The 26,146-nt window shown below is 43.0% G+C and carries 25 protein-coding genes; 11 read left to right on the top strand and 14 right to left on the bottom strand.

Going from position 1 to position 26,146, the window contains the following annotated elements; translation table 11 throughout:
* Window positions 1-70: 70 nt before the first annotated feature.
* The 11 genes from V7150_RS09190 to fdhD all read right to left on the bottom strand — a co-directional run bounded on the left by V7150_RS09190 (window position 71) and on the right by fdhD (window position 12,526).
* A complete protein-coding gene (locus V7150_RS09190; RefSeq protein WP_335516592.1) occupies window positions 71-1,090 on the bottom strand; it encodes a thiazole biosynthesis adenylyltransferase ThiF in 1,020 nt (339 codons plus the stop codon).
* A 282-nt stretch (window positions 1,091-1,372) separates the two neighbouring features.
* Window positions 1,373-1,606, bottom strand: a complete 234-nt coding sequence (gene moaD, locus V7150_RS09185; RefSeq protein WP_283920838.1) for a molybdopterin converting factor subunit 1 — start codon at window positions 1,604-1,606, stop codon at window positions 1,373-1,375.
* Entirely contained in the window at window positions 1,599-2,066 is a 468-nt protein-coding gene (locus V7150_RS09180; protein WP_335516587.1) for a molybdenum cofactor biosynthesis protein MoaE, read from the bottom strand. Before V7150_RS09180 ends, moaD begins: the two co-directional genes overlap by 8 nt.
* Window positions 2,066-4,000: a molybdopterin biosynthesis protein gene (locus tag V7150_RS09175; protein WP_335516582.1), complete on the bottom strand. Its 1,935-nt coding sequence runs from the start codon at window positions 3,998-4,000 to the stop codon at window positions 2,066-2,068. Before V7150_RS09175 ends, V7150_RS09180 begins: the two co-directional genes overlap by 1 nt.
* A gap of 12 nt (window positions 4,001-4,012) precedes the next feature.
* A complete protein-coding gene (locus V7150_RS09170; protein ID WP_335516579.1) occupies window positions 4,013-5,245 on the bottom strand; it encodes a molybdopterin molybdotransferase MoeA in 1,233 nt (410 codons plus the stop codon).
* Between the two features lie 231 nt (window positions 5,246-5,476).
* Window positions 5,477-6,094, bottom strand: coding sequence for a molybdenum cofactor guanylyltransferase (mobA, locus tag V7150_RS09165; RefSeq protein ID WP_335516576.1), 618 nt, complete (start codon window positions 6,092-6,094; stop codon window positions 5,477-5,479).
* A 16-nt stretch (window positions 6,095-6,110) separates the two neighbouring features.
* Window positions 6,111-6,920, bottom strand: a complete 810-nt coding sequence (locus tag V7150_RS09160; RefSeq protein WP_335516575.1) for a formate dehydrogenase accessory protein FdhE — start codon at window positions 6,918-6,920, stop codon at window positions 6,111-6,113.
* Between the two features lie 253 nt (window positions 6,921-7,173).
* On the bottom strand, window positions 7,174-7,878 hold the full coding sequence (locus V7150_RS09155) for a formate dehydrogenase subunit gamma (RefSeq protein ID WP_335516573.1): 705 nt from the start codon (window positions 7,876-7,878) through the stop codon (window positions 7,174-7,176).
* Entirely contained in the window at window positions 7,871-8,698 is an 828-nt protein-coding gene (locus tag V7150_RS09150; RefSeq protein WP_335516571.1) for a 4Fe-4S dicluster domain-containing protein, read from the bottom strand. The genes V7150_RS09155 and V7150_RS09150 overlap by 8 nt, the downstream gene beginning before the upstream one ends.
* A complete protein-coding gene (gene fdnG / locus V7150_RS09145; RefSeq protein WP_335516594.1) occupies window positions 8,695-11,676 on the bottom strand; it encodes a formate dehydrogenase-N subunit alpha in 2,982 nt (993 codons plus the stop codon). The genes V7150_RS09150 and fdnG overlap by 4 nt, the downstream gene beginning before the upstream one ends.
* An 88-nt stretch (window positions 11,677-11,764) precedes the next feature.
* Entirely contained in the window at window positions 11,765-12,526 is a 762-nt protein-coding gene (gene fdhD, locus V7150_RS09140; protein WP_335516568.1) for a formate dehydrogenase accessory sulfurtransferase FdhD, read from the bottom strand.
* A gap of 481 nt (window positions 12,527-13,007) precedes the next feature.
* On the opposite strand from fdhD, the gene pdxK reads away from it, so the two are divergent.
* From pdxK to V7150_RS09090, 10 genes are all read left to right on the top strand, one after another.
* Window positions 13,008-13,847 (top strand): pyridoxine/pyridoxal/pyridoxamine kinase, encoded by an 840-nt coding sequence (gene pdxK / locus V7150_RS09135; protein WP_335516563.1) that lies wholly within the window; start codon window positions 13,008-13,010, stop codon window positions 13,845-13,847.
* A 371-nt stretch (window positions 13,848-14,218) separates the two neighbouring features.
* A complete protein-coding gene (locus V7150_RS09130) occupies window positions 14,219-14,566 on the top strand; it encodes a YojF family protein (protein WP_335516560.1) in 348 nt (115 codons plus the stop codon).
* Window positions 14,567-14,585: 19 nt separating this feature from the next.
* Entirely contained in the window at window positions 14,586-15,257 is a 672-nt protein-coding gene (gene bshB2 / locus V7150_RS09125) for a bacillithiol biosynthesis deacetylase BshB2 (protein WP_335516557.1), read from the top strand.
* A gap of 431 nt (window positions 15,258-15,688) precedes the next feature.
* Window positions 15,689-16,141, top strand: coding sequence for a cytochrome C (locus tag V7150_RS09120; RefSeq protein ID WP_335516554.1), 453 nt, complete (start codon window positions 15,689-15,691; stop codon window positions 16,139-16,141).
* 18 nt (window positions 16,142-16,159) lie between these two features.
* Window positions 16,160-18,022, top strand: coding sequence for a Sec-dependent nitrous-oxide reductase (gene nosZ / locus V7150_RS09115; protein WP_335516551.1), 1,863 nt, complete (start codon window positions 16,160-16,162; stop codon window positions 18,020-18,022).
* A 125-nt stretch (window positions 18,023-18,147) separates the two neighbouring features.
* Window positions 18,148-18,720 (top strand): hypothetical protein, encoded by a 573-nt coding sequence (locus V7150_RS09110; protein WP_335516549.1) that lies wholly within the window; start codon window positions 18,148-18,150, stop codon window positions 18,718-18,720.
* 1 nt (window position 18,721) lies between these two features.
* A complete protein-coding gene (gene nosD, locus V7150_RS09105) occupies window positions 18,722-20,062 on the top strand; it encodes a nitrous oxide reductase family maturation protein NosD (RefSeq protein WP_335516547.1) in 1,341 nt (446 codons plus the stop codon).
* Window positions 20,026-20,823 carry an ABC transporter permease gene (locus tag V7150_RS09100; RefSeq protein WP_335516544.1) on the top strand — a complete coding sequence of 266 codons (798 nt, stop codon included), beginning with the start codon at window positions 20,026-20,028 and terminating at the stop codon, window positions 20,821-20,823. Before nosD ends, V7150_RS09100 begins: the two co-directional genes overlap by 37 nt.
* A complete protein-coding gene (locus V7150_RS09095; protein WP_335516540.1) occupies window positions 20,820-21,497 on the top strand; it encodes an ABC transporter ATP-binding protein in 678 nt (225 codons plus the stop codon). The genes V7150_RS09100 and V7150_RS09095 overlap by 4 nt, the downstream gene beginning before the upstream one ends.
* Window positions 21,494-22,396, top strand: a complete 903-nt coding sequence (locus V7150_RS09090) for a FixH family protein (RefSeq protein WP_335516537.1) — start codon at window positions 21,494-21,496, stop codon at window positions 22,394-22,396. The genes V7150_RS09095 and V7150_RS09090 overlap by 4 nt, the downstream gene beginning before the upstream one ends.
* 291 nt (window positions 22,397-22,687) lie before the next feature.
* Here the strand turns inward: V7150_RS09090 and V7150_RS09085 are convergent, their stop codons facing one another.
* From V7150_RS09085 to V7150_RS09075, 3 genes are all read right to left on the bottom strand, one after another.
* Entirely contained in the window at window positions 22,688-23,767 is a 1,080-nt protein-coding gene (locus V7150_RS09085) for a PQQ-dependent sugar dehydrogenase (protein ID WP_335516534.1), read from the bottom strand.
* A gap of 15 nt (window positions 23,768-23,782) precedes the next feature.
* A complete protein-coding gene (locus tag V7150_RS09080; RefSeq protein ID WP_335516532.1) occupies window positions 23,783-24,637 on the bottom strand; it encodes a Cof-type HAD-IIB family hydrolase in 855 nt (284 codons plus the stop codon).
* A gap of 312 nt (window positions 24,638-24,949) precedes the next feature.
* Window positions 24,950-25,618 carry a DNA alkylation repair protein gene (locus tag V7150_RS09075; protein WP_335516529.1) on the bottom strand — a complete coding sequence of 223 codons (669 nt, stop codon included), beginning with the start codon at window positions 25,616-25,618 and terminating at the stop codon, window positions 24,950-24,952.
* 126 nt (window positions 25,619-25,744) lie between these two features.
* On the opposite strand from V7150_RS09075, the gene V7150_RS09070 reads away from it, so the two are divergent.
* Window positions 25,745-25,891 carry a hypothetical protein gene (locus V7150_RS09070; RefSeq protein ID WP_283920860.1) on the top strand — a complete coding sequence of 49 codons (147 nt, stop codon included), beginning with the start codon at window positions 25,745-25,747 and terminating at the stop codon, window positions 25,889-25,891.
* Window positions 25,892-26,146 lie beyond the last annotated feature (255 nt).

Genomic DNA, 26,146 nt, shown 5'->3' with positions numbered 1-26,146 from the left:
GATGCCTTATTAAAGACACCTTTTACGTTTTATCAAAGGCTTTTTCCATAAGCAACCATTACTTGGTTTTTCATCCCAATATCCGCTGATACAGCGATTTGGCGTGGGTTAAATCCTTAGTCCCATGGATGAGGGCACGGCCATCTTGAAAAATTACCATCCGTTCATCGCCGATTTCAACTGATAGTAAATAAGGATTTCCCTTAACAATGTATCCAAGCGAGCTTAGCTGGGTCGTGAGCTGTTCTAGCGAAATCTTCCCAGCAGAAGACGGACGGATTTGCACCGTATCACGGCCGCATAAAACCGTCGTCTTTGTCATATTCTCATAATCCAAATAAGGATATGTCCGCTCCTCACCACAGGATAAGCAGCCGGCAAACTTTGCTTTGGACATTTTCAAGCTTGTATATTGATTTCTCCATAAATCAAAGCTGACAAATGAAGTGCGAACCGCATCCCAATCTTCGACTAACATCTTCAACGCCTCAGCTGTCTGATGGGCAATCACCATTTGCACGGCCGGTGAAATAATCCCCCCTGTATCACAGGTCATACCCTGAAGCGGGATCGTCCGTAACAGACAATTTAAGCAAGGCGTTTTCCCGGGAATGATGGAAAAACTCATCCCAAAGCTTCCGACGCAGGCACCGTAAATCCAAGGGATATTGTATTTTTGGGAAATATCATTCATCATCATCCGTGTTTCAAAATTATCGGTGGCATCCATTATCAAATCGATGCCAATCACAAGCTCCTCCATCATCTCAGGTGTCGCATCGCCAATAATCGCTCGAACTTCCACATCGGAGTTAATCGCTCGCAAGCGCTTTTCCGCTGCTGCCGCTTTCGGAAGTTTCTCGACAACATCTTCTTCTGTATAGAGCTGCTGGCGCTGCAGATTGCTGGCTTCCACATAGTCCCGATCAACAATGGTAATTTTACCAACTCCAGCCCGCGTCAGGATTTCCGCACTACCTGAGCCGAGAGCACCCGCACCAATAATAAGGACATGTTTATTATTAATCATGGCTTGTCCTTCCTTGCCTATCCCTGGAAAAAGGACTTGCCGTGAATACCGTTCCTTCATACGTTCCCCCCCAATTGATAAGAAAACTCGCCACTTGGCGAGCATTTAGGGCATGAGTTTATTAGGCCTTTAATGTTTTTATTAAAAGAATTTTAGCTGCGGGGATTAGTGCCCGGCTAATTCTGGTTTTTCACTCTTTTGGGCACTGTGACCTTCTTATAGTGACCGACAACGAGTTTTTTCCCTCTTTCAGGCACTGCGACCCTCTTATAGTACCCGTCCATGAGGTTGTTTCGTTCTTTCGTAAACTTTAATCCATAAATTTCTCTATTTCACGCAGCATCAACCGCCGCTCACCGGCGGAATAAAGGCAATCACGTCACCGTCATGGATGACTTCATCATTTGAAGCAAACTCCTCATTGATCGCCGTCATCACGGTTTCCATTTTAGGGAGGTCATACTTCGCCGATAACTCGGTCTTCAGTTCGGCAACTGTTTTTTCACTGGCATCCACCAGCAAAAATTCTTCACCAACCACATCACGCAAGTGAGCAAAAAACAAGACTTTATTCATCTAAATCACCTGCCTCAGGTTTGCCGCTTGGATAGGCAACCGTTTCAAGCTGGTTTCCCATCCACGATTCGCCGTCTTCCCAATGCTCTTTCTTCCAGATTGGAACGATTTCCTTAATCCGTTCAATCGCATAGCGGTTGGCTTCATAGGAATCAGCGCGGTGCGGTGTCGAAACCGCAATCACGACGGCGACATCGGTAATATCTAAGCGCCCGACCCTGTGAGTAATCGCAACCCGCGAGCCATCCCAGCGCTGTTCAATTTCCAGCCCGATCTGCTCGAGCTTTTTCACAGCCATTGCTTCATACGCTTCATAAATTAAAAACAATGTTTTCTTGCCATGCGTTAATTCCCGGACAGTGCCAATGAAGGTGGTAATGGCACCTGCCTCACGCTGGACCACTTTATCAATCACTGCTTGAATATCAATCGGTTCCTTTGAAATTTCGTACATCCTCATTATTTCACCTCTTCAGCCAAACTCTTCAACACTGCATTTTCAACGACTTGATAGCCGCCAATTTTTTCAACCTGCTTCCGGAACGCATCCGATTGAATAATCTTCAGAAGCTGCTTCCCGCTTTCACTCTCATAAAAGCTGCGTGTCATCACCAAGTCATATTCTTCATCGGCGACAGGAACAAAGGCTAAGCCCATCGCTTTTGCCGCAGGATAAATGCCAAGTCCTGCACCACAGGAATCACCTTTTACTTCCGCTGCCACCGCTAAATGAGAAAACATTTCCCGGTCATAGCCGGTGATCTCTTCTGATGAAAGGCCGGCCTCCTCCAGCAGCAAATCAAACAAGATTCGAGTGCCTGCTCCTTTTTGGCGGTTGACAAAGTTGGCGTTCTTCCGGACTAAATCTGTGACGGATTCTATTTCTAAGGGATTGCCTTTTGGCAAGATCCAGCCTTGCTTCCTTTTTAAAAATGGATAAAGAACAACATCTTGACCAGCTAAAATTTTCCGAACATATGAAACATTATATTGCTTTGTACTTGGGTCAAGCAAATGAATGCCCGCAACATGGGCCTCACCTTTGCGAATCGCCATTATGCCGGCCATGCTGCCGACATGTGAAGAAACAATTTTCATCTCTGTCCGAGCTCGTTTCAGCTCTGAAGATAAAAGGTCGATTGTCAAATCATGGCTGCCGCAAAATACAATTGCATTTTTAATCTCCTCAAGTGGGCGCAGCAGCTCTACTTCTGCCAAATCCCCTTGTTCATATCCAATCACATTTGGCGGTACGATTAAAAGGCCGTCTGCTCTGACAAAGGACATCGTAACCCCTGCCGCTCTTGTCAAAGGGTTGGCGATAAATTGGCCATCCACATAGCCGATATTCATTCGGACAAAATCCTCAGCACCCATTGAGGAAACTATACGGCGCCCAAGCTTGACCGTTACCGTCTGCCTTTTTGGGACGGGAATCCCTAAATATTTACATACTAGCGGTTGAACAAACCATCCCAGTGCTAAATAAGCGGACACAGGATAGCCTGGAACACCGACGACAATTTTTCCGTTTATTTTTCCTAGAACAGTTGGTTTCCCAGGCCGTGCGGCGACTCCATGGGTAAAGACCTCGCCTATTTCGCCGATGATGTGCACCGTGAAGTCCTTCCTGCCTGCCGATGATCCGGCATTTATTACAATAATATCAGAGGTTTCGGCTGCCTCTAGCAGCACTTTTTTAATCTTCTCCGGCTCGTCCTTTACGATGGAATGGAGCTTTGGCTCGCCGCCCCACTCCTTGATAAAACCAGAAAACACCGTTCCGTTAAATTCGATTATTTTTCCTGAAGCTAATTCAGAATCTGCTTCGACAAGTTCATTGCCTGTCGGGATAATCGTCACTACTGGTTTTTTTACAACAGGAATAACGAGCTGTTGTGCAGCGAGCAACACACCTAAATCCGCTGGCCGTAATATATGTCCTTGGGGAAAAAGCATTTCCTCTTGGACGATATCTTCGCCAATTGGACGGATATGCTGCCACGGGGTTGCAGGTTCAATAATTTCAATCGTATCTTCATCAACAACATGAACATGTTCAATCATAATAACGGCGTTAAACGGGGAAGGAATGGCATTCCCTGTATCGACAAAGCTAAACTCCAAGCCTTTTTTAAGGTAAAGCGGGTTTTGCTCATGTGCCTGATACGTACTTTCCGCGATAACGGCAATTCCATCCATCGCTGAGGCATGATAATGTGGCATCGAGACTCTTGCAAAAATAGGTTCAGCGGTGACACGGCCTAATGCTTCAACTACTGAAATATATTCAATTTCAGGTGTAAGCGCGAAAGCTGCCAGTATTTCTTCTCTTGCTTCCGATCGGGGTTTATCTTCTAAATAAATTTTTCTTTTATATTGTTTCTGTTCCATGCTAAAGACCCCTTACCTTGATGGAATCACAGGTACATATTCGCCCTGTGAAACTCCTTCTTTTACTGAACTAATCTCGACAATGCCATCGCTTTTTACAAGTGTGGTAATCAAGCCCGATTTTCCGATAATCGGCTCTGCCCACCATTCGCTCTCGTTTTCAAAAAGCCGAACACGGATATAATCAGCCCGACCCATTGAGGAGGGAATATTTCTTGTGATCTTTGCAAAAATCCGCTCCGGTTTACGCTCGATTTTTTCCCCTTTTAGCTTTCGTAAAATACGCTCGCCGAACAGCTTGAAGATGATCATGCCGCTTGCCGGGTGTCCCGGAAGGCCAATGACTGGCTTTCCATTTGCCAATGCCAGTATGGTTGGCTTACCAGGCTTAATAGAGATGCCGTGAACAAAAACCCCTGGATCCCCTAAAGCCTGAATGACATCCGTTGTATAGTCCTTTGCTCCGACCGAGCTGCCGCCAGAAAGGATTAAACAATCGACCTTGTCATAAAGCTCCCGTGCCGTTTGTTGAAATTCTTCATAATCATCGCGGACAATCCCGCCGTATAGAACATCAACATTCCACTCGCTACTTAGTCCGGCAATCGTTAAATAGTTGATGTCGCGAATTTGCCCTTCTAGGAGTGTTTCGGTTTGATACGGGACGATTTCATCCCCAGAGGAAAGGTAACCGACCTTTAATTTGCGGAAAACGGGCACCTCTGTAATCCCTAAAGAGGCAAGCGCCCCTAATTCCTGCGGTCTTAGTTTCGTTCCCTTACTAAGGAGAACTTCACCTTCTTTAATATCTTCTCCCGCCCGAATCACATTTTCTCCAGGTGCTACTTGCTTGTATGTATTAAGCAGGCCATCTAGGTCCTCACAGTGTTCAATCATAATCACGCTGTCACTGCCCTTTGGCATCATACCTCCTGTCGGTACGTAAACGGCCGTGCCATGGCTAACCTCATCATCAGGGACTTCGCCCATCTTTACTTCTCCAGCTATTGTTAAGAAGCCAGGCATGGATTCAGAGGAACCATACGTATCCTTCGCACGAACGGCATACCCGTCGACAGTTGAGCGATCAAAACTTGGCACATTTTCCTTCGCCACTACCGGCTCTGCTAAAATATGGTTTAGTGCATCGACAAGTTCCCTAACCACTATTTGTTCAATCGCCGGTATCTTTTCCTCAATTAAGGCAAATGTCTCTTCAACTGTTTTCACTTTGAAAAATTGCATGGTTCCCTTGTTCCCCCTTATATTGTGAAACTTCAATAAGTGAGGGGTTTTTCCCCATTATTGTTAGTCCCGTTCTACTGTCTCTAATTATCAAGGCTATCGTTTTGATAATTAGAGACAGTACGAGCCCGATTGGTTTCAACTAAGCCGATAAAAAGTGCATTGGCAAGTTTCACTATATCTCACTAATCGGGCTTTTACGAGCAGTCATCCCACACCTAAACTTCCTTGTTACTGCCCGTTATTGCGGAAAAAATCTGCCTCGGCCCATTTTTTCGCATCTTCGTATTCATTTGGGTGATTCATATTGAAAAAGACCCGTTCTAGATCAAGAGTACTGTAAGTTTGCAGCTCTGTTTCTGTTACGTATAGTACGTTTAAATGGTCAAGTAAATGTTTCATTCGAAGCTCCCCAGCTTCAATGCAATTTGCAGCCTCTTCAGCCGCCCTCTTTTGAAAAACTGCAAATAGCGGATGTTGTTTTCCGTTGATTACAGGAATGACAGCATCATAATGGCCGCAATTGTTGACAAGCACCTCGGCAAGCTCCGTTGAAACAAACGGCATATCACATGCGGCAATAAAATTCACATCGTAGTCGGAAGCAAGCAAGCCTGCATGCACCCCGGCAAGCGGCCCCATCCCCGGATAATAATCAGGGACCATCTTTATTCCTAAAAATTTATATTGTTCAGAATCATTCGTTACCAGAATTATATCATCAAAGAGCAGTTTTAGCTTATCTACAATTCTTTCAATGTTTGATTTCTCATTTATTTTTAGCAGCGCTTTATTTGTGCCCATCCTGCTCGATTTTCCGCCTGCTAAAATAATCGCTGCAGCTTTCATGGAAAAAACACCTTCTTTAATTTGTCTCTTTTTTCTCACCAACTGAGTTATAACCGTTTTCCTGAGCAACAAAATCGAGGTGGATTGAGTTTAAATCCAGTAATGCAGCCGAAGGTTTTGTAATATATTGTCTTGTATCAATAATTTTAATATAGCCCTTGCATTCCTCGCAAACTTGAATTTGCGAGATGGCGTCGCCTTCAATCGTTAAAAACTGGATGGTTTTATGATCTTCATTGCCGCAATGAGAGCATTCCAAGCGCTTAGCATTCCAGTGGGCAAGACAGCGCGGACAATGGATAACTTTTTTTCCTTCTTCTTCAAGGGAGGCCAATCTAACTGGTTCGCCGCAAACAGGACAGCCGGCTCCAGGTACCGCATGGTTGATATCGTGCTGAACCTTTTCAGCTGTCAATTGTAAGTAAGGGCGAAGGGCAGTTTCAGCTAGGAATTGCGGAATCCATTCTTCAAGACCATTTTCTTCTGCAAAACTAGCAAAATAAAGGTGGTTAAACGAAAAGGCCTCATCAATCCAGCGAATCGCTGTTTCTTCATTCAGGTGGGTGCTAATACTTGAAAGCTTCGGTCCGAGTTCAGGATTAAATTTTACAAGAGTGGCATTTATTTCCTCTATCCACTGTAAGAATAGTGAAATTTCAAAGTTAATAGCCGTTAGAGCGGCGGCAGGCACCCCTGCAGTCATTGCAGCCTTATCGAGATTTGGTTTGATGGTTTCAGGATCTAACTGCTGCTTCCACTGCTCCTGAAGCTTAACGATTTCCTTTTGCAATTCTTGGTATTCTTTTGAAACAACGGATTTAATCATCGTTGTCACACCTCTTTCTATTATTAAAGACCCAATTTGTTGTTTTTGAAAGTCTAGGTTCTGTCTTCAAGAACGCCTTATGAGGATTGGTTTTATCTTTTTTCTTCTGGTTTCTGTTTCTATGAACGCGTCTCGGGACAAGCTTTTCTCTTTGTTACCCTATTTTGTCCTCATGAGTCGCTTATAAGAAATGGCTGTCAATTTGTTCGACAGCCATTCCTTTTTTGAGTATAAAATTGAAAACGAATGGTTTTTATGCGCCTTTTTTATGTTTTGGATCATCCAAGTCAGGGAAGTTACCCTTTTTGACTTCTTCATCATACCAGTCGGGATAGTGGCCTTTTGCCCACCATGCAGGTACCTTTCCTGTAACAACTCCGGAATAGCCTGGTCTTGAGTGTCTGTGAACGACACTGAGGTAAATGTGTCCGACAATTACAGCAATCGCAAGACCGAAGCCGACGTTGTGAAGGAAGTAGCCCCACTGAACGACAGCTCTTGGGAAAAATTCAGGGAACCACATTAGGAAGCCTGAACCGATAATTAAGATTGCAGTGAAGATTTGAATAATCGAGTTTATTTTTTCACCGGCATTAAAGAATGTTTGTCTTATATGCTTAAATTTAAAGCCGAAAAGCTCTTTGACAAATTCAGTAAAGAACTGGATATCGCGTTTCTTCCAAGTAACAAGCTCTTTCATCCATAGCTTAAAGCCTTTGAAGTCAAAAATGACCCAAATGAATGTTGGCGTACAGAATACGACGGCAAAAATGCGATGAAGCAAACGGGCATTCGCCGGCCCCCCGAGAATCGGGTATAACCAGTCAAAGAACTCTGTGTACATTGGCAATGCCGTAATATACAGGGCAAAGAAGGAAATTGCGTTAACGGCATGTGCCCAGACAAACGCCTTGGAAAAACGTCTTACTTTCACATCAGATTTTGGCTGATTACTCATGGCTGTCACCTCCATCTTGCGTCTCGTCATTAAACTTTTTACTAAAAAACTTATTGGCCACAAATGCACCGACAACCGCCATGGTTGTTGCTCCAATCATTGCTTTCCCAATTGGCTGTGCATAGTCCTTCCACAAAACAGCAGAGGTTGGAACTTTAGGGTTTTCAGGCAAACCGTATACAGATGGCCGCTCAGCTAATACATAAACTGCTTGCGTACCGCCAACGCCTTGTGGATTATAGACCATGGCATTTGGATAACGATCCTTAATTTCCTTGAGGCGCTGCTCAGCCTTTTTAATCATCGCATCTTTATCGCCAAAGTCCATTGCCCCGGTGTGACAGGTCGTTATGCAGGCAGGCTGTAAGCCTTCCTCGATCCGGTCAGTACACATCGTGCATTTATGAGCTTTTCGATATTCTTTACCGTTTTTGTCTTTATATTCCTTCAAGGAAACAACGTCAAACGGACAGTTTTCCGTGCAATAGCCGCAGCCAACGCATTTATCTTGATCAATGACAACCGTTCCATACTTCGTATAGCTGATGGCATTTTCCGGACAAACCTTTTCACAAGCGGCATCGGTACAATGGAAGCAGGAGGAATGGCGGAATAGATATTCTAAATCACCTTTGCCATTCTCGTGTTCAATATACTGAAGGACATTCCATGTATCCGCGGTTGTTTTTACATGTGATTGGACACTGCCAAGGAATTCCGTTGGCTCTGCCGGCAGGTCATTCCAGTTTTTACAGGCAACCATACAAGCACGGCAGCCGTCACACTTTGTTACATCGACATATTTTACATACTTACTCATACGTCAGCCCTCCTAACATTGCAGAGGAATGCTTTATATTCAGGAATCATTGTATTGGCATCCCCGATATGCGGAGTCAGGCGGTTTGCTGTATCCCCAGTGGCAAATCCTTTATAGCCAAAATGCCATGGCATTCCGATCTGATGCACTTTTTTACCTCTCACTGTAAAAGGCTTATAGCGCTTGGTTACCATTGCATAGGCCTGGATTTCGCCACGCGCTGAGCTGACAATGATCTTGTCTTTATTCTTGATGCCTTTTTCTTTGGCAAGCTCTTCACTTAGTTCTATAAACATATGACCGGCAAGTTCTGAGAGCCACTCTTGGTTTCGTGTCATCGTGCCTGATTGCCAGTGCTCACTTACCCGGTAGGTCGTTCCGATAATTGGGTAGTCCGCCTTGAAACCGCGTTTATTGAACTCTTCTTCAAAAATCACCGTTGCCGGGTTCATTTCCTGTTTTGAGAACGCATTTGGAATTGGACTTTCAAATGGCTCATAGTGTTCTGGGAACGGACCGTCATTCATGGTTGGGGCAAATAAAAGTGCCACACCATCTTTATTCATCATAAAGGCACCTGTACCGCCTGGTTCTGTTGGTGCGGTAACAGCTTTAAAGTCCGGAACGTCGTTTCCGACCCATTTCTTCTGAGCATCATCCCACCAAATAACAGCTTTTTCCTTGCTCCATGGCTGACCGCTTGGATCTGCTGAAGCACGGTTGTAGAGAATTCGGCGGTTCATTGGCCACGCATAGGACCAGTTCAAATAGTGTTCGCCGCCTGTATCCTTGTTGTCGCGGTTCTTCGATTTGTTCTTTCCTTCTTCAGGATAGAACCCGGAATAAATCCAGTTACCACTTGAAGTTGTACCGTCATCTAAAAGGGCGCCAAATCCGGAAAGCAATTTACCTGTTTTCAAATCATATCCATTGATTTCTTTGGCAACAAGGTCAATATCCGGCACTTCACCTGTTCCATAGTTCCAATCAAGGGCTAAGAACGGTTTGTCGGCTGATTTTGGACTGTTCGCATAAACCGATTTTAGTTTTAATGCAAGTTCATGGATGATATCAAGGTCAGGTTTTGCCTCACCTCTTGAATCAATCGCTTTCCAGCGGTATTGCATCCAGCGTGAGCTGTTAGATACACTGCCTTCTTTTTCAAAAGAAGAACTTGCTGGTAACAGGAATATTTCTGTATTAATCTTGGATGGGTCGCTGCCAGCTTCTTTTTGCCAGAATGCCGATGTTTCGGTTTCCCAAAGATCAATCGCCACCATCCACTTCAAGTTGCCAAGTGCCTCTTTTTCTTTACCCGCATTTGGACCACCGACAACCGGGTTTGTTCCAAATAGGAAGGCCCCGTCGAGTTCGCCCTTGTACATTGCTTTAAAGAGGTTCATATGGGAATAGTTTTTATTTCCCTTTGGCAAATATTGATAGCCGAATTCATTTTCTGCTGTTGCATTCGCGCCGTACCAAGCTTTCAGCAAGCTGACATAGAATTTCGGTCTGTTACTCCAGTAGCCTGTTTTTGGTGTTTCTTTTTCCAAATAGCCTTTTAGGGTAGCATGCTCTGGAACTGTCGCTTTTGGTACACCGAGATATCCTGTTAGATTATCGAATAATAAACCAAAGTCAGTTGACCCTTGAACGTTGGATTCTCCGCGCAGTGCATTGATTCCTCCGCCTGGTATTCCGATGTTTCCTAATAAAAGCTGCAGGATGGCATAGCTCCGAACGTTTTGTGAGCCAACCGTATGCTGGGTTGTACCCATTGCATACAGGATCGTTCCGGATTTTCCAACCTTACCTGTTTCACAGAAGGTCTTACAAACCTTTAGAAAATCTTCCTGTGGTGTACCTGTTACAGTCGAAACTGTTTTTACATCATAACGGGAAAAGTGTTTTTTCATTAATTGGAACACAGAACGCGGGTGCTGCAATGTTTCATCGACTACAGGCTTACCGTCTTCCGTTGTTTCAATTGTCCATTTCGTTTTATCGTACGCTCTTTTCGCTTCATCATAGCCTGAGAAAAGACCATCATTAAAGTCATAACCTTCTTTAACGATAAAGGAAGCATTTGTATATTTAGCCACATACTCTTTGTGGATGAGATTGTTTTCAATCGCATAATTAATCATCCCGCCGATAAACGGAATATCCGTACCTGAGCGGAGTGCAGCGTAAACGTCAGCCTGTGAAGATGTTCTGGTAAAGCGCGGGTCAACGGAAATAATTGTACCACCGTTTTCCTTTGCTTTTGTTAACCATCTAAAGCTGATTGGATGGTTTTCCGCAGGGTTTGCACCAATGATAAACGCACAATCAGTATGCTGCAGATCATTCCAATGGTTAGTCATTGCTCCACGACCAAATGTAGGTGCCAGACCGGCAACCGTAGAACTATGTCATATTCGTGCCTGGTGCTCTAAATAGGTAACACCAAGCCCTCTCATTAATTTTGAAAGCAAATACGTTTCTTCATTATCAAGTGCCGCGCCGCCAAGGCAGGCAATCTTTTCGGTTTTATTTACAGTGATTCCGTTTTCTACTTCAACAAATGATTTGTCACGGGTTTCTTTAGTCCGCTTGGCAATGGTGTCAAGCATCCAGTGCCAATCTTTTTCCTCCCACTTATTGCTTCCAGGAGCACGGTAAAGCGGTTTTGTTAAGCGTTTCTCAGATGTATATAACTGTCTTATTGTTGTTCCTTTACTACATAGCTTTCCTTCGTTAATTGGGTTATCCGGATCCCCTTCCGTATAAACCACAGTATTGTTTTTGGTGTGAACGAGGATCCCGCATCCTACACCACAGTAGCAGCAAATGGTTGGTGTTACAGTTGCCTTAGCAATTTTGAATTCTTTTGTTTGTGCATATGCTTTCTTTTCGTTAAAGCCAAGTTCCACAACAGCAAGTGTTGCCGCAGTTGCGCCTGATAGCTTTAAAAATTGCCGGCGATTTAGGTTCATTTCAACCATAACCATTCTCCTTCCCTAAAAATATTGATTAGAACATCCCTTTTTCTCTCTAGGTATGTAAAGCTTTTGATTCCCCCTTTCAATGCACCTCTATAGCTAACTCGATATTAAGATCGTTTTCGACTCTGCCGGATGAGGTATAAATTGTCGCCATTTTCCCTCGTAAATAGCCAATTACCTCGATATTTAAGTATTTTGCCAGCTGCACTGCCTGCTTAGTGGCAGCCGTGCGTGAGCCGATTACAGGAAAGCCAAATTTTGCAGCTTTTGAGAGCATTTCATATGAAACCCTGCCGGTTGTAAGTAACATTAACCTTTCGGGTTGTAAACGGTTTCTAATTGCGTGGCCAATAATTTTGTCCACAGCATTGTGGCGGCCAATATCTTCTCGGATTGTAATTGAGCCGTCTTCCTCTACAATACAAGCTCCATGCATTCCGCCTGTTTCCAGGTAAAAACGGGAGTTCTGGGCAAATTCACTTCTCTTCTTTAATAGATAACTTAATTTAAAGGTTTTGCTTGAAGCCACTTTGGCAAAATTTTTCACATCTGTCATCGAGAAGAAGGTTACACCCCTTCCGCAACCGGCTGTGTAGTGCTTCTTTTTTGAAAAAACTTGCTCTTCGTCAAAATGGGAGCGGAGTGAAACATGGATGCTGCCCATTTCTTCGTTGATGAGGATAGACTCGATGTCATTTGCGTCCTGAATAAATCCTTCAGAAAACAAATATCCATATGTCCAGTCCTCTAGGTCGAATTTTGTCAGCTGAAAAACGGCCATTTCATAACCGTTTATAATCAAGGAAATTGGATATTCATCAGGACAACCCTTGTGGTTCATTGTTTTGCCTCCACTCTAGGAAATATTTCCTTATTTTATCATTGTAGAAATAGGAGCAATTACACTCAGCGACATTTGTCACATTGTCGAAACTTGTAATCTTCATATAGGGGATTTTTGGTGTTCCGTTTGCAACATTAAAACTATTTTCCTTTGATTAATAGTGGGATTTTGGTTAACCACACGATGTTTGTGTCAAATTTCCAACAATTTTATGAACATGCAAGTTAACCAAGGTTACAATGTTATTTAGTTCCGGTCAGTAAGCGGTTCCATTTTAAAATGGGGGGGCTTTTGTAAATATCGTATTATCCGACACCTTTTTTGAAAGTAATATTTATCACACTAAATGCTTGGAAATAGTACAAATGGAGGATTTGTCATCTTTCTGTCAACTATTAGTCTTTCATGCACTAAATTATGTTAATTTTTTTAAAATGTTTTATAATAATAACTAGGTTTTTAGAAGGAGGAAGACATAATGACAATCAAAAAAGTAATGACAATTGCCGGCTCTGATACAAGCGGCGGTGCAGGGATTCAAGCAGATTTGAAAACATTCCAGGAGCTTGGCGTCTATGGAATGACAGCCTTGACTACGATTGTAACAATGGATCCAAAAGATTGGCACCATAGCGTTTTTCCAATTGCCTTGGATACACTTAAGACACAAATAGACACCGTTCTCTCCGTTGGTATCGACGCGATGAAAACAGGCATGCTGGGAACAGTTGAAATCATTGAATTAGCTGCAAAAGTGATCGATGAAAATAAACTGGAGCAAGTCGTTATTGATCCGGTTATGGTTTGCAAAGGGGAAGATGAGGCCTTACACCCGGAAACAACGGATGCGATGCGTGAGCTTCTTTTACCACGTGCCTTAGTGGTTACGCCTAACCTGTTTGAAGCGGGACAGCTTGCAGGAACGAAAACACCTCATACGGTTGAGGAAATGAAGGAAGCAGCTGTAAAAATCCACGAGCAGGGAGCAAAATTCGTGTTGATTAAAGGCGGCAGCAAACTCCATACGGAAGAAAAAGCTGTTGATCTCTTATATGATGGAAAAGAATTCACACTATATGAGTCTGAAAAGTTTGACACTACCTATACACACGGGGCAGGCTGTACCTACTCATCCGCGATTACGGCTGAACTCGCCAAAGGCAAATCTGTTTATGAAGCGGTCGAAGTGGCAAAGGACTTTATTACCGCTGCGATCCAGGAGGGCTTCCGCTTAAATGAATTTGTCGGGCCAACTTGGCATGGTGCTTACCGCAGTGCCGAAAGCGTAACGGAGTATTGCATAGATTGTAATGAATAAAAAGAAAGGCGGAAGCGCACGTTTAGCGGCGTATGGACTGGAGCGCTTCGACTGAGATAAAGGAAACACGGTGAGCGTTAGCGAACCGATGTTGACTTATCGTAGGGAGAAGCGCGAAGTACACTAGCCGCTGGGCGCCGGAGCTGGACATTTCTCAATTTGCAATGATTTTATTTGACTCTATAAAAAGAAGAGCCAATCGACTGATCTGGCTCTTCTTTTTTCATGGTGTCAGGCACCTTTTCAGCATATATTTTTATCAAGCATTCATTTCGCATTTTTTATCTGATTTTAGTATGATAGATACATTATTAAATAAGAATAGTTTATAGATTCTTTTACTGGACTTGAAGGGAAAGGAGCTGTTAGGTTTGCAGTTAATTGATATGAAATGTGTCCAGGAAGCCATCAATGGCTTTGCTAATAATGATGTTTACATTCACCTTGAAACAACCAATGGTGCCTATGCATCACACCACAATCAAGACTTCTTTTCAGCAGGGGCATATATCCGCAACGCCCTTGTTCGATATGAATTAGGAAAGATTACCGGAAATGGGCCTTATCGCGTTGGTCTTAAAATAAATCTTGGCTGGATTTATGCTGAGGGGATTACCCATTTTGAAATAAACGAAGAGAACCAGCTTTTATTGGCCGGCCATGACCATAGTGGGAAGCTGGCGGTTGCCTTGGAAATCAGCACAACTCCATTTGAATAACCGGAAAGGAGAATAAATAATGGAAAAAGAACGCCATGTCTTGGTTATTTTCCCTCATCCTGATGACGAAGCTTTTGGTGTATCAGGGACAATTGCGACACATGTGGAAAACGGAACCCCTGTCACATATGCATGTTTAACCTTAGGGGAAATGGGACGCAATATGGGTAATCCTCCATTTACCAATCGGGAAAACCTTCCTAAAATTAGAAAGGAAGAATTAAAGGAAGCTGCACGGGTTTTAGGCATCCAAGACCTTCGTATGCTTGGTTTCCGTGACAAAACGATTGAATTTGAAGATGAAGATCAATTGTCGAACACTTTGTTAGCAATAATTGAAGAGGTAAATCCTTCACTTATTATTACTTTTTATCCCGGCTATTCGGTTCACCCTGACCATGACGCCACAGGTGCGGCGGTCGTAAGGGCTGTGGAAAAGCTTCCTGCAGCCGCAAGGCCAACCTTACACTGTGTCGCCTTCTCTAAAAATTGTGTAGAAGAGCTTGGGGAAGCCGATATTATTAACAACATTACTCCTGTTGCTAAAACAAAGCTTGCTGCCATCAAAGCACACCGTTCGCAAACGGAGCAAATGTTTATCGACATGGAAGAGAAAATGAAAAATCAAGACCCGCAAATAATGGTATGGATTAATAATGAGCGGTTTTGGACATATAAGTTTGAACATTAAAAGCCCTTCAGTTAGAGGGCTTTTTTTTGTTACTATTGCGCTGTTCAATCGCTCGAAGCGATTTTTCTGGTAAATCCTTAAAAATAATAATCTTTCTTTATAAATCCGCATACGTCCCCTTTATAGAAGGTAAAATGCAGTTCATTTAGACACTCAACGCGATTCACTATCCCCACCACCTATCTACTATTGTCCAGCTATTGCTATTGCACTGGGCTCGATTCATACCATCTATTTATCTTTTCCCCATGTTTAAGTGCCGAGATTAACAAAAAGTTCAAATTTTCAAAAACCTCTATTTTACTGGTCTCTCCCAGCCCATTCACAGAACGTTCAAAAATGGATAAAAAAGTGTGCTGCACATCACTATTTTAACGTTTGCGAGAGTTTAGGATGAAATTGTTCTTAAGAAATAAAAGGGGGGGAAACCATTGCAAAAAACAATTATTAGCTTTGTTATAAGTGCATTACTTGGCTTTGGCATTGGTTATCTGGTGTTTGATGTCATTATGGGCGATTCCGGTAATGAACCACAAGTGGCGCAAACGGAAACAAAAGATACCAACCAAGCCAAGGAAGAAAGTAAGGATTCTAAAGATACGGCTGCAACAACAGCTTCTGTCAGCGAAGACAACATTCTAAATAACCGCGGGTGCCTTGGCTGCCACAGCGTTGAAGCTCTTAGCTTGAAAGGCGGTGCCGTAGGTCCAGACCTTTCCCAAGCGTTTGTAAACGTTGAAGGCAAGCATGGAAAATCGATCGACGAATTTCTGAAAGCGCCTACATCAGCGGTAATGTCAGGCGTAATTGGTAAAAATCCATTAACAGATGATGAGCGTAATCAAGTTTTAGACCTGCTTAAGCAAGCTTCTGAAGTGAAGTAGAAAGGATGGTGTAGTTGAATGAAAAAATGGATTCCGATTGCATCCGGGCTGCTTGCTGGTTTTGTTGCCGCAACGATTTCCTTTGCTGATTTTTCCGCAAAGACGAACACGGAGGCTGCTTCTGGTACTAAGAGCGATGCAGAAAAGGTTTATGTTCCATTCGGTCAAAAAGATAATTACTATTTATTCGCATCAGGCGGTCACTCTGGACAAATGTTTATTTATGGTGTTCCTTCGATGCGTCATATAAGAACTGTTCCGGTATTCTCGCCAGATTCTGCAACCGGGTATGGCTTTGATGAGCACTCCAAGAAAATGATGGGTGGCTATACATGGGGAGACCTTCACCATCCGGCCTTTTCTGAAACGAAAGGTGACTATGACGGTAAATACATGTTTGCTACTGATGTCGGTAACAGCCGGGCAGCCGCAATGGATTTAAAAACGTTTACCGTCAAAGACATTATTAAAGTTCCTAACACAAGCGGCCCGCATTGTGCGGCGTTCGTAACAGAAAATACCGAGTACATGTTCCTGCCAACTCGCTTTGCTGTTCCGCTTGAGCAGAAATATGAATCTCTTGACGAATACAGCACAAAATACCGCGGTGTTATGTCTGCCGTCACATTTGATCAAAACAAAGAAAAGCTAAATGTTGCTTACCAAGTAGCTCTTCCGCCATGGTCCTATGACCTTTCAGATGCCGGTAAAAAAGCTTCTGCTAATTGGGCGGTTATGACGACTTACAACACAGAAGAAGCAACTACAAACCTAGAGATTAACGCGTCACAGGCTGACCGTGACTATATTGTTCTTTTTAACTGGAAAGAGCTTGAGAAAATGGTCAAGGAAGGCAAGTACGAAGATGTTGGTGGTCAAAAAATGATTTTTCCCGAAAAACAAAAGGGCGGCATTTATTTAGTTCCGGTTGCGAAATCACCGCATGGTGTGGACGTCACACCGGATGGCAAATACTTCATCGCTTCCGGTAAGCTTGCCCCTTCGATGACGGTCTTCTCGTTTGAAAAGGCATTTAAAGCAGTAGAAAAACAAGATTTTGCCGGCGATCGCAACGGTATTCCAATTCTAAAATATGAATCTGTCATGGAAAGAGAAGTAAACCCTGAAAATGCCCTTGGACCGCTTCATACCCAATTTGATGATAAAGGTATGGCCTATACAACGATGTTCATTTCTTCAGAAATTGTAAAGTGGGATCCGAAAACAGGGAAGACATTAGACCGCGTGCCTGTCCAATATTCTCCAGGACACTCTGTCGCAGCAGAGGGCGACACGGTTGCACCTGATGGAAAATGGCTGGTTGCCTTGAACAAGATTGCCAAAGACAGCTACTTATCTGTCGGACCTTCACACCCTGAATCGATGCAGTTAATCGACATCAGCGGCAAGATGAAGGTGATTCAATCTGCACCCGTTAACCCTGAACCGCACTATGCACAAATGATTAAGGCAGATAAACTCAAACCGATTGAAGTCTATCCGAAGGACGAAAAGAATAAGGAAGCCATCTACAAAAAAGATGACGCCCGTATTGTCCGCAACGGTAACAAAGTCGATGTATACGGTATTGCGATGCGTTCGAAGTTTATCTTTGATGCGAAGTCTAAACGCCCTGACGTAATTGAAGTAAATGAAGGAGATGAGGTCACGATTCATTTGACGAATATCGACTTTGATGAAGATATCACACACGGATTTGCCATTAACAGCTATAACTTAAACATGGAAGTACAGCCTGGACAGACGAACACGTTGAAATTTGTTGCCAATAAAGCTGGAACCTATCCACTTTATTGTACAAATTTCTGCTCTGCCCTGCACCAGGAAATGACCGGTTACTTCCTTGTAAAACCAAAGTAATAAGCAGAAAAGAGGGCGCCTTAACTAGGCGCTGAAGCTAGACAACAAAAGTTGGCGGTGGGTATCAATGGCAGATTGATACCCATCTCCATTTACCTAATATCACTATAAGAGGAGTGGTTACCTTGATTGACAAGAGGCATAAGAAATTATCAATTGTTTCATCATTCATTTTAGTCGTTTCCGCCATTTTAATTACCGTTTCACTATTTTTCCCATGGTGGAAAATGGTCTTTTTTGCCCCACAGTATCCGGAGGGATTAAATATCATCGTTTACCCAAATAGGCTTGAAGGTCAAATTGATATTGTCAACGGTCTTAACCACTATATCGGCATGGCAAACTTCAGTGAAGAAAACTTCCCTGAATTATCCTATTTACCCTATTTAGTCGGTGGATTAGCTGTTCTTATTCTATTAACAGCACTGCTGCGAAAAAAATCTGTCCTCTACGGATTAATCAGCCTGTTTGTCATCGGGGGCACGCTTGGCGTCCTAGACCTTCATTTCGCTCTGAAAAAATTCGGAACCAATTTAAGTCCAGATGCACCAATCAAATTAGATCCATTTGTACCGCCGATTTTAGGGCATAATACGATAGCAAATTTTCAAACTACTAGCCTACTTGGTTTAGGTACGTATTTGGTAATCGCTGCGTTTATTTTATTACTCATTCCGCTATGGAAGGATCGAAAGTAAAATGAAAAAATTAATGCTCCTATCTTTGGTTTTTTCCCTTTTTATCGTGATAAAACCTGAAAAAATTATGGCAGCCGAAAACATGCAAGCAATTATCGACTCCATGAAAGAGGGAGCGGTAGTAAAGCTTAAAAATAAAACGTACGAGGGCAATATCGTCATTAACAAACCGATGACGATCATCGGTTCGGATAAGACCGTGATTAAAGGTGACGGAACTGGGAATGTCATTTCTATTAAGGCTCCGAATGTAAAGCTAAGTCATCTGACGGTAACCCATAGCAGCATGAACCGGAACTCATCTGAGGAATATGCCGCCATCAAGATTTATACGAACAACAATGTGGTCGAGCACATCAGCATCCGCCATTCCTTTCACGGTATTTATTTAAGCCAGGCACACCAAAATAAAATCCGTTATAACGACATAAAAGGCATGGGCAAAGGTGAAATTGCAGCACAAGGTAACGGACTCCATATTTATTACGCAAATGATAATTTGCTAGAACACAATACGATTGAAAGCACCCGTGACGGGATGTTCTTCGAATATGCCAACAACAACCACAGCTATGAAAATAAGATCAGCAACACTCGATATGGCTTGCATTACATGTATTCCGATGAAAATATTTTTAAACGAAATATCTTTACAATGAATACAGGCGGCGCAGCCATCATGAACTCGAATCATCTGAATCTCGAAGATAATCAATTTATCGTTAACTATGGGAATCAATCGTTTGGCTTATTGCTCCTGCAGGCCAATGATAATTATATAGCCAATAATACGTTTTACATGAATCAGCGGGGGTTATACATCGACCAGGCAACCAGAAACACGATCAAGGACAACCGCATTATCCAAAACCAAATTGGCATTGAGCTATGGGCCAGCTCGAATGACCAAACCTTTACCTTAAACCGCATTTCGGAAAACACGATTCCGGCCGTTACCCTTGGCGGACAGGGGGACAGCAATTCCTGGAGCAGGAATGGCAAAGGCAATGACTGGGGCTCCTCATTCCCGCTTACCGATTTAAACCAAGACGGTATTGGGGATTTCCCGGTAATCTATCATTCTTCCCTCCATCAGCTGATCGAGGACCAAGAATTAACGAATCTATTTTTAAAAAGCCCTGCCATCAACATCTATGAAAAAATAAATACCACATTGAAAAACGATGAAGTGATGTTCAAAGACTCACACCCATTAGCAGCAACTAAAGGCAGCCATAAGGCTATTCTGTTTGTGGCTCTCGGACTGGTTGCGGGATTGATTTTACTAAAAGGGAGACATCAACTATGCATTATATTTGGAAGGAATGGAAGGAAAACATAAGAGGAAAAGGACTCTGGCTGGCATTAAGCATCATTGTTCTGATTTCAATTAGCATATTGTTTCGTTCCTCAGTCCTTTCATTTGATAAAGGCTTTTATGTTCTCTTAATCAATTTATTTGATACGATTATTTATTTTATCCCAATTCTTTGTTTGTTTATTGGCGCATTCTCAATTTTTCAGGAAAAAGAGCAAAAAACACTAATTATGCTGTTAACGAAAAAAGACAATTATGCCAGCTTTTTAGTTCGAAAAAGCCTCGGACTGTATGTAGTGGTTCTCGTCCCGCTGATTATTTGGTTTTTCCTGTATTTATTACTGCTAAAATTTAATTTCCAGCTGGATATCGAAAGTTATTTAATCTTTGTGGCAGCGATTGTTTGCTTAAGCCTTGTTTTCTTGCAGATGGGGGCAGCAATCGGCAGCTTTAGCCGCTCGAGAATGCAAATAATCGGCTATACGATTTTTGTCTGGTTTTACTTTTTCTTTTTGCACGATTTTATTTTGCTGTCATTTTTACCAGACGTCACCCATGAAAACGTCAAACTTTTTTCGTCGGCATACTTTTTAAACCCGCTTCAGGCAGTCAGGATGTTCTTAGAAACCGGGATGGGCGTGTATTCTTTTGGCCATATGTCTAGGCTAATGGAGAAGTTCATGTGGACGAAGCCTGTGTTCTTTTTACTGGGAAATCTGCTAATCTGGCTTGCTGTTTCGTTTGGGGCAGCAATAGTCTTTAACCGTAAGGAGGGGTACGAATGATTAAGGTAACCGATTTAAGCCAATCCTTCGGAAAAAAAACGGTGTTGGATGCGGTCACTCTAGAGATTAATAAAAATGAAATTTGTGCACTTGTCGGCCGAAACGGTGCTGGGAAATCGACGTTTATCAATAGTTTGCTTGGATTATTGCCCGTGAAGCAAGGATCGATTGCGATTAACGGAATTGAAGTCACGAAGAAAAATGATGAGTGGAAAAAAGCGATTGCCTACCTGCCGGAAAAATTTATGCTCTATCCGATGCTGACCGGGCTTGAGAATATAACCTTCTTTGCAGAGGCAGTGTCGAAAATGACTGATGTGGTACGGATTGATCAGGTGCTCCGATCGGTCAGCCTGTGGGACGACCGCGATGTCCAGGTAAAAAAGTATTCAAAAGGGATGCTGCAGCGCCTTGGCCTCGCGATTACCCTTTATCAGGATTCAAGCATTCTGATTTTGGATGAACCTACTAGCGGAATTGACCCGATGGGAAGAAAGGAAATATTAGAAGTATTAAAATCCCTTCATAATAAAACCATCCTTCTCTCGTCGCACCATCTAGATGAAATCCGCCAGGTTTGTACACATGTGGTCTATTTAAATGAGGGAAAAATGGAGAAATTCACGGTTGGGGAATTTCTAGCGACACATCATTTAGGAGGAATTGAATCATGAAGAAACGAATATTATTCCCGTTTCTGCTGCTGATGGCGATGCTGACGGGCTGCAGTTCCGGCCCTGATTATACGATTAAGGTTACAAAGGAGCCTTACTACCAAAAGGATACGGCTGCGCCGTTTGAAATCAAAGTAACAGAAAACAAAAAAGCGGTTAAAGGACTCGAAGTAATCGCTGAATTTTCCATGGCCAATATGGACCATGGCACAACGGATGTGAAATTAGCTGAGGGGAAAGACGGTACGTACTCCGGCAAAGTTGCGCTTCCAATGAGCGGCAAGTATGAGGCTGCCTTTACTTTAGAAAAGGACGGAAAAAAGACGGAAAAGGTTATCGACATCAATGTTGTGAAGCCTAAAGGGGTCGCAAAAATTAATGGATCCTGGATCACTAATGAGGATGTAGCCTTTTATAAGTTTATTAACCAACTTCAGCTGGCCATTAATCGTGAAACAGCTCAGAGAAAATACACTGGTAAGCAATTAGAAGAGGAGTTAGCTTACTTAGAGTCACAGGAAAAAATCATCGATGATAAAAATCAATTATTAACGCAAATCATCCGCCTTCGCTCAATGGCGATGCTGGCAGAGGAAAAGGGTCATACAGCAGCTGCAGCGGAAGTGGACGAAGCCATTAGTAAGGTACGCGATCAGTATAATGGGTACGAATCTGCTAAAAAGTTGATTCGTGACTACGGCGAAGACAAGTTCTGGGCAACAGAAAAGCAGCAATACAAATTAATTGTCCTGTCGCAAAAGGTACAAAAAGACCTGATCGAAAAAGTCAAAAAGGAAAACCCAAATTTCGGCGAGCAAGAAATTTACTACCAGGCCCAAAAACAATACGAAGACCTTCTCGTCTCCCAAGTGAACTCTTTAAAGATTGAAATTCTTTAAGGGGTTTCTGCGTTATCCAGCAAAAATTCCTCTGTAGGTCCTATGAAGGACAAACCTTTTACTTCTTTGCCCGGTAATGTCCTTCATTGACCTGATGAAGGACAAATCTTTCACTTTTTTGCCCGAAAATGTCCATCATCCACCTTATGAAGGACTAATCTTTCACTTTTTTGCCAGGAAATATCCTTCATCCACCTTATGATGAACAGTCCCCCTAATTTTTCGCCTAGAAATAGCTTTAAATCATCTCAATAAGGAGCTTTTTCCTGCTTTACCTCAAAAACAACAAACTTATTTTAATTCAATTAACCGAACCCGATACAGTTTGTCGTCCTTTTCATCAGGGTTTCCTCTGCCATCGGTATTGTTGCTGACAAAGTATAAAAAGTCGCCGTCAATGAACACATCTCTGATTCGCCCTAAACCGCTGATAACAAGCTTTGTCTGCTTCTGTTCCAAATCAAACTCACGGACGGCATTTCCTCTTAATGTCGCCACATAGAGCTTGCCGTCAGCCGTATCCATCCCGGAAGGAGCCCATGTTTCAACAGCACCTGATTGGAACAAAGGTGTCTCCATCCCCGCTTTCTTCTCTTTACCCTGAATTACAGGCCATCCAAAATTACCCCCAACTTGAATCTTATTGATTTCATCATGGGCCGATTGCCCGTGTTCGCTTGCATACAATGTCTTCCCAATCCACGCTAACCCCTGGGGATTCCGGTGGCCATAGCTGAAGACATAGGAATTAGGAAACGGATTATCCGACGGAATCGTTCCGTCCAAATTCATTCTTAAAATTTTTCCATTTACTGAGCTCAGCTTTTGAGCGACTTTAGGCGTGGTTGCGTCACCCGTTGTGATATAAAGCTTCCCATCCGGGCCAATCTTCAGTCTGCCGCCATGATGATAGGCAGCACTCGGGATTCGATCAAGAAGAATCCTCTCCTCTGTCCACCCAGCAGCACCGTTAAACCCTAAAACGACAACACGATTAAATTGCCCCCCGCTGTCATCTGCATAAGTATAATAGGCATATGCCTTTTGGTTTTCTGTAAACTTGGGGTCAAGTACAAAGCCAAGCAGCCCAGCCTCAGCCGCCTTTGCGATCGGCTTTTCTAACTGAACTGGCTGGCGTTCCATTTTACCATTTTCAATCTTGACGATGCTTCCAGTTCGTTCACTAAGATAAAAGGATTCTCCTATTTTATCAATTGACCATGGTACGGATAATCTTTCTGCGATTACTTCTACATTCGGTTGAAGATGAACAGCATCATCCACTTGGATTCCATCATCTTCTTTTTCAAAAAAAGAACAGCCTGAAAGCAACATAATCACCATCAGTAAAACGGAACCACCCCGATACATAAACCCCTTCCTTTCCTATAACACTTCTAAAATAGCCTTCGCCACACCATGTTCGTTATTTGTATCTGTAATGACATCACATAATGCCTTTATTTCATAGTTTGCATTACCCATCGCAACCGATCTCCCGGCACGTTCAAACATCGACACATCGTTGTAATTATCACCAATGGCCATCGTCTCAGAAATATCGATCCCTCTTGCTTTAGCAAAAGACTCAAGCGCAATCCCCTTTTGTGCCTGCTTATCAGTAATTTCCAAATTTTCATGACCTGATGTGGAAACAGCGAGCCCTTCAAAGTCCATGAGTGTGTTACTAGCGGCCGCAAGTTTATCCGAATTAAATGAAAATGTAAATAACTTATAGATTTGAATGTTTTCGTCTGCAAAAAGAATTTCATAATCCTCGATTATTTGGACCAAACCCTTACGCAATCTTGCTCCGGCAGCGTAGGCTACCTCGTCTCGGTCTGCCTCGGGATTGGCACTGATGATAATATCGACAAGCGTCGAAATCGCTTTATCTGCATCGACTGTAAAGGCACCCTTATTCGTATAAACCTCAAAATAAATATCAAGTTCCCTTAGCTTTTCTGCCACCTCTCGCGCCTTTTGTTTCGTAATCGGAGTGGCTGAAAGAATGTCTCCTTCTTTCGAACGAACCTCTGCACCATTTACACAAATAATCGGGCACTTTAGGCCCGCCTCTCTTAAGACGTAGGTTGCCTCCTGATACGACCTGCCCGTCGCAACGACAAATTCTACTCCTTGTGCTTGTGCCTTTAATATCGCTTCCTTATTTTCTACGCTGATTTGTTGGACTGAATTTAATAATGTTCCATCCATGTCTGATGCAATAATTTTAACCATGCTGTTCCACCTCTATATTCATAGGATATGACAGTATAAATTGAAATTCGATAACTGTCTAGCTTCAGCGCCTAGGGGCTCGGGGTCATAAGCCAATCCGTCAAGAAGGCTAAAAAGCAGCCTTCTCGCCGGCTCGTCTTATGCCTGGCTACAGAAAGCTATCGCTTACTGTACGCATTAAGGGAGACTAATCTCTGGCTTCGCGATGCTTGCCAATCGATAATTCTCCCTATATCGCCCTGTTCAAGGCGCCTCCGCTTTTCTCATTAGTGCCATTCTAACATGATTAGCAAAACATTATCGTCGTTTTGCTCAACCAAGATACTTACTGCCTTCCCGAACGCTTAATGGTGCTAGCTGCTGACCATTGATAAACTTCTTCACCGAAGTCGGATTCGTCTTTGAGTATTCCCTTAGCGCCCAGCCAATTGCCTTCTGGATAAAAAATTCTTTACTACCAGCGTTTTGCCGTATGTATTGATAGAGCCGCTCTTCATTCGTATTCTGTTTATACTTTAATTGAAAAAGAATAGCCGCCCTTCTAAGCCACATATTGTCGTGAATTGCCCAGCCATCAATTGTTTCTGCAGCCACCTCTGGAAATTTTTCGGCAATTTCCCCCACCGGTTTTGGGGCAATCGCATCAACAGTATCCCACCATGATTTCGTAGTAATCAGCCACTCCATGAATGGCAAATCAACTTTTTGCAGCTTGTTCATCAATTTTTCCAAATAGGTCAAGGCTGTATATTGGTATTCTCTTTCATTTTTCTCCCAAAGTTCTACTACCAATTCCTTGTTAAACGGCTCTTTTAAAATTCTCGTTTCATTAAAAAACTGCCTTTCTAATTCCTTACGTAAAGGAGACTTAATCCCTAAGAAGGGAAAGTGGCCTTTCATATAATTCCTCATCGGTTCAGCTTCCGCCTCATTACGGTTTTGCACAAACAGCTTTGTTAACAAAGCTATACTTGATGTCACTGATCATCAATCCTCTCAAGAAAGCCTTATGTATAAATTCTACTTTCTTCCATTTTCTCCTTTAATTTTTCCACATAAACAAATCCCCCGATGCCACACTAAATAAGCAGACAAGGAGGGATAATTATGACTAAAAAATTTAATAAGGGAAGCCGCAATCAAAATTCCCCGAAGGCAGGGCATGCGGAATCTGAGTTCGCCACCGAATTTGTCAGCGGCGATAACAGCAAAGGAAACCAAAATAATCACACGCAAAAAAAGAAAACAAAATAAATAAAGCGCAAGCTTCTCAGATTGTCGAGGAATGGTATTTTTCTCGGCAATTTTTTATTCTGTCAAAATCTAAATACCAAATTTATTGATTGTCCCTGCGAATGGGCCTGTTGATTTCCGCTCCGGGCACTTGCTTTCCGCGGGGAGGTCCTGGAGCCCGTCTAGCTGCAGCGCCTAGCCCCTCGAGGACGCTTCGGTCCTGCCGCTGAAGTCAAAGAACGACTTCAACGTCAGGACCTCCAGCGCTTGTCGGGG

Source organism: Neobacillus drentensis (assembly GCF_036965245.1).
GTDB classification, from domain to species: domain Bacteria; phylum Bacillota; class Bacilli; order Bacillales; family Cytobacillaceae; genus Neobacillus; species Neobacillus drentensis_G.
The sequence above is the reverse complement of the archived record's forward strand: the minus strand, read 5'-3'. Positions and strand labels throughout refer to the sequence as shown.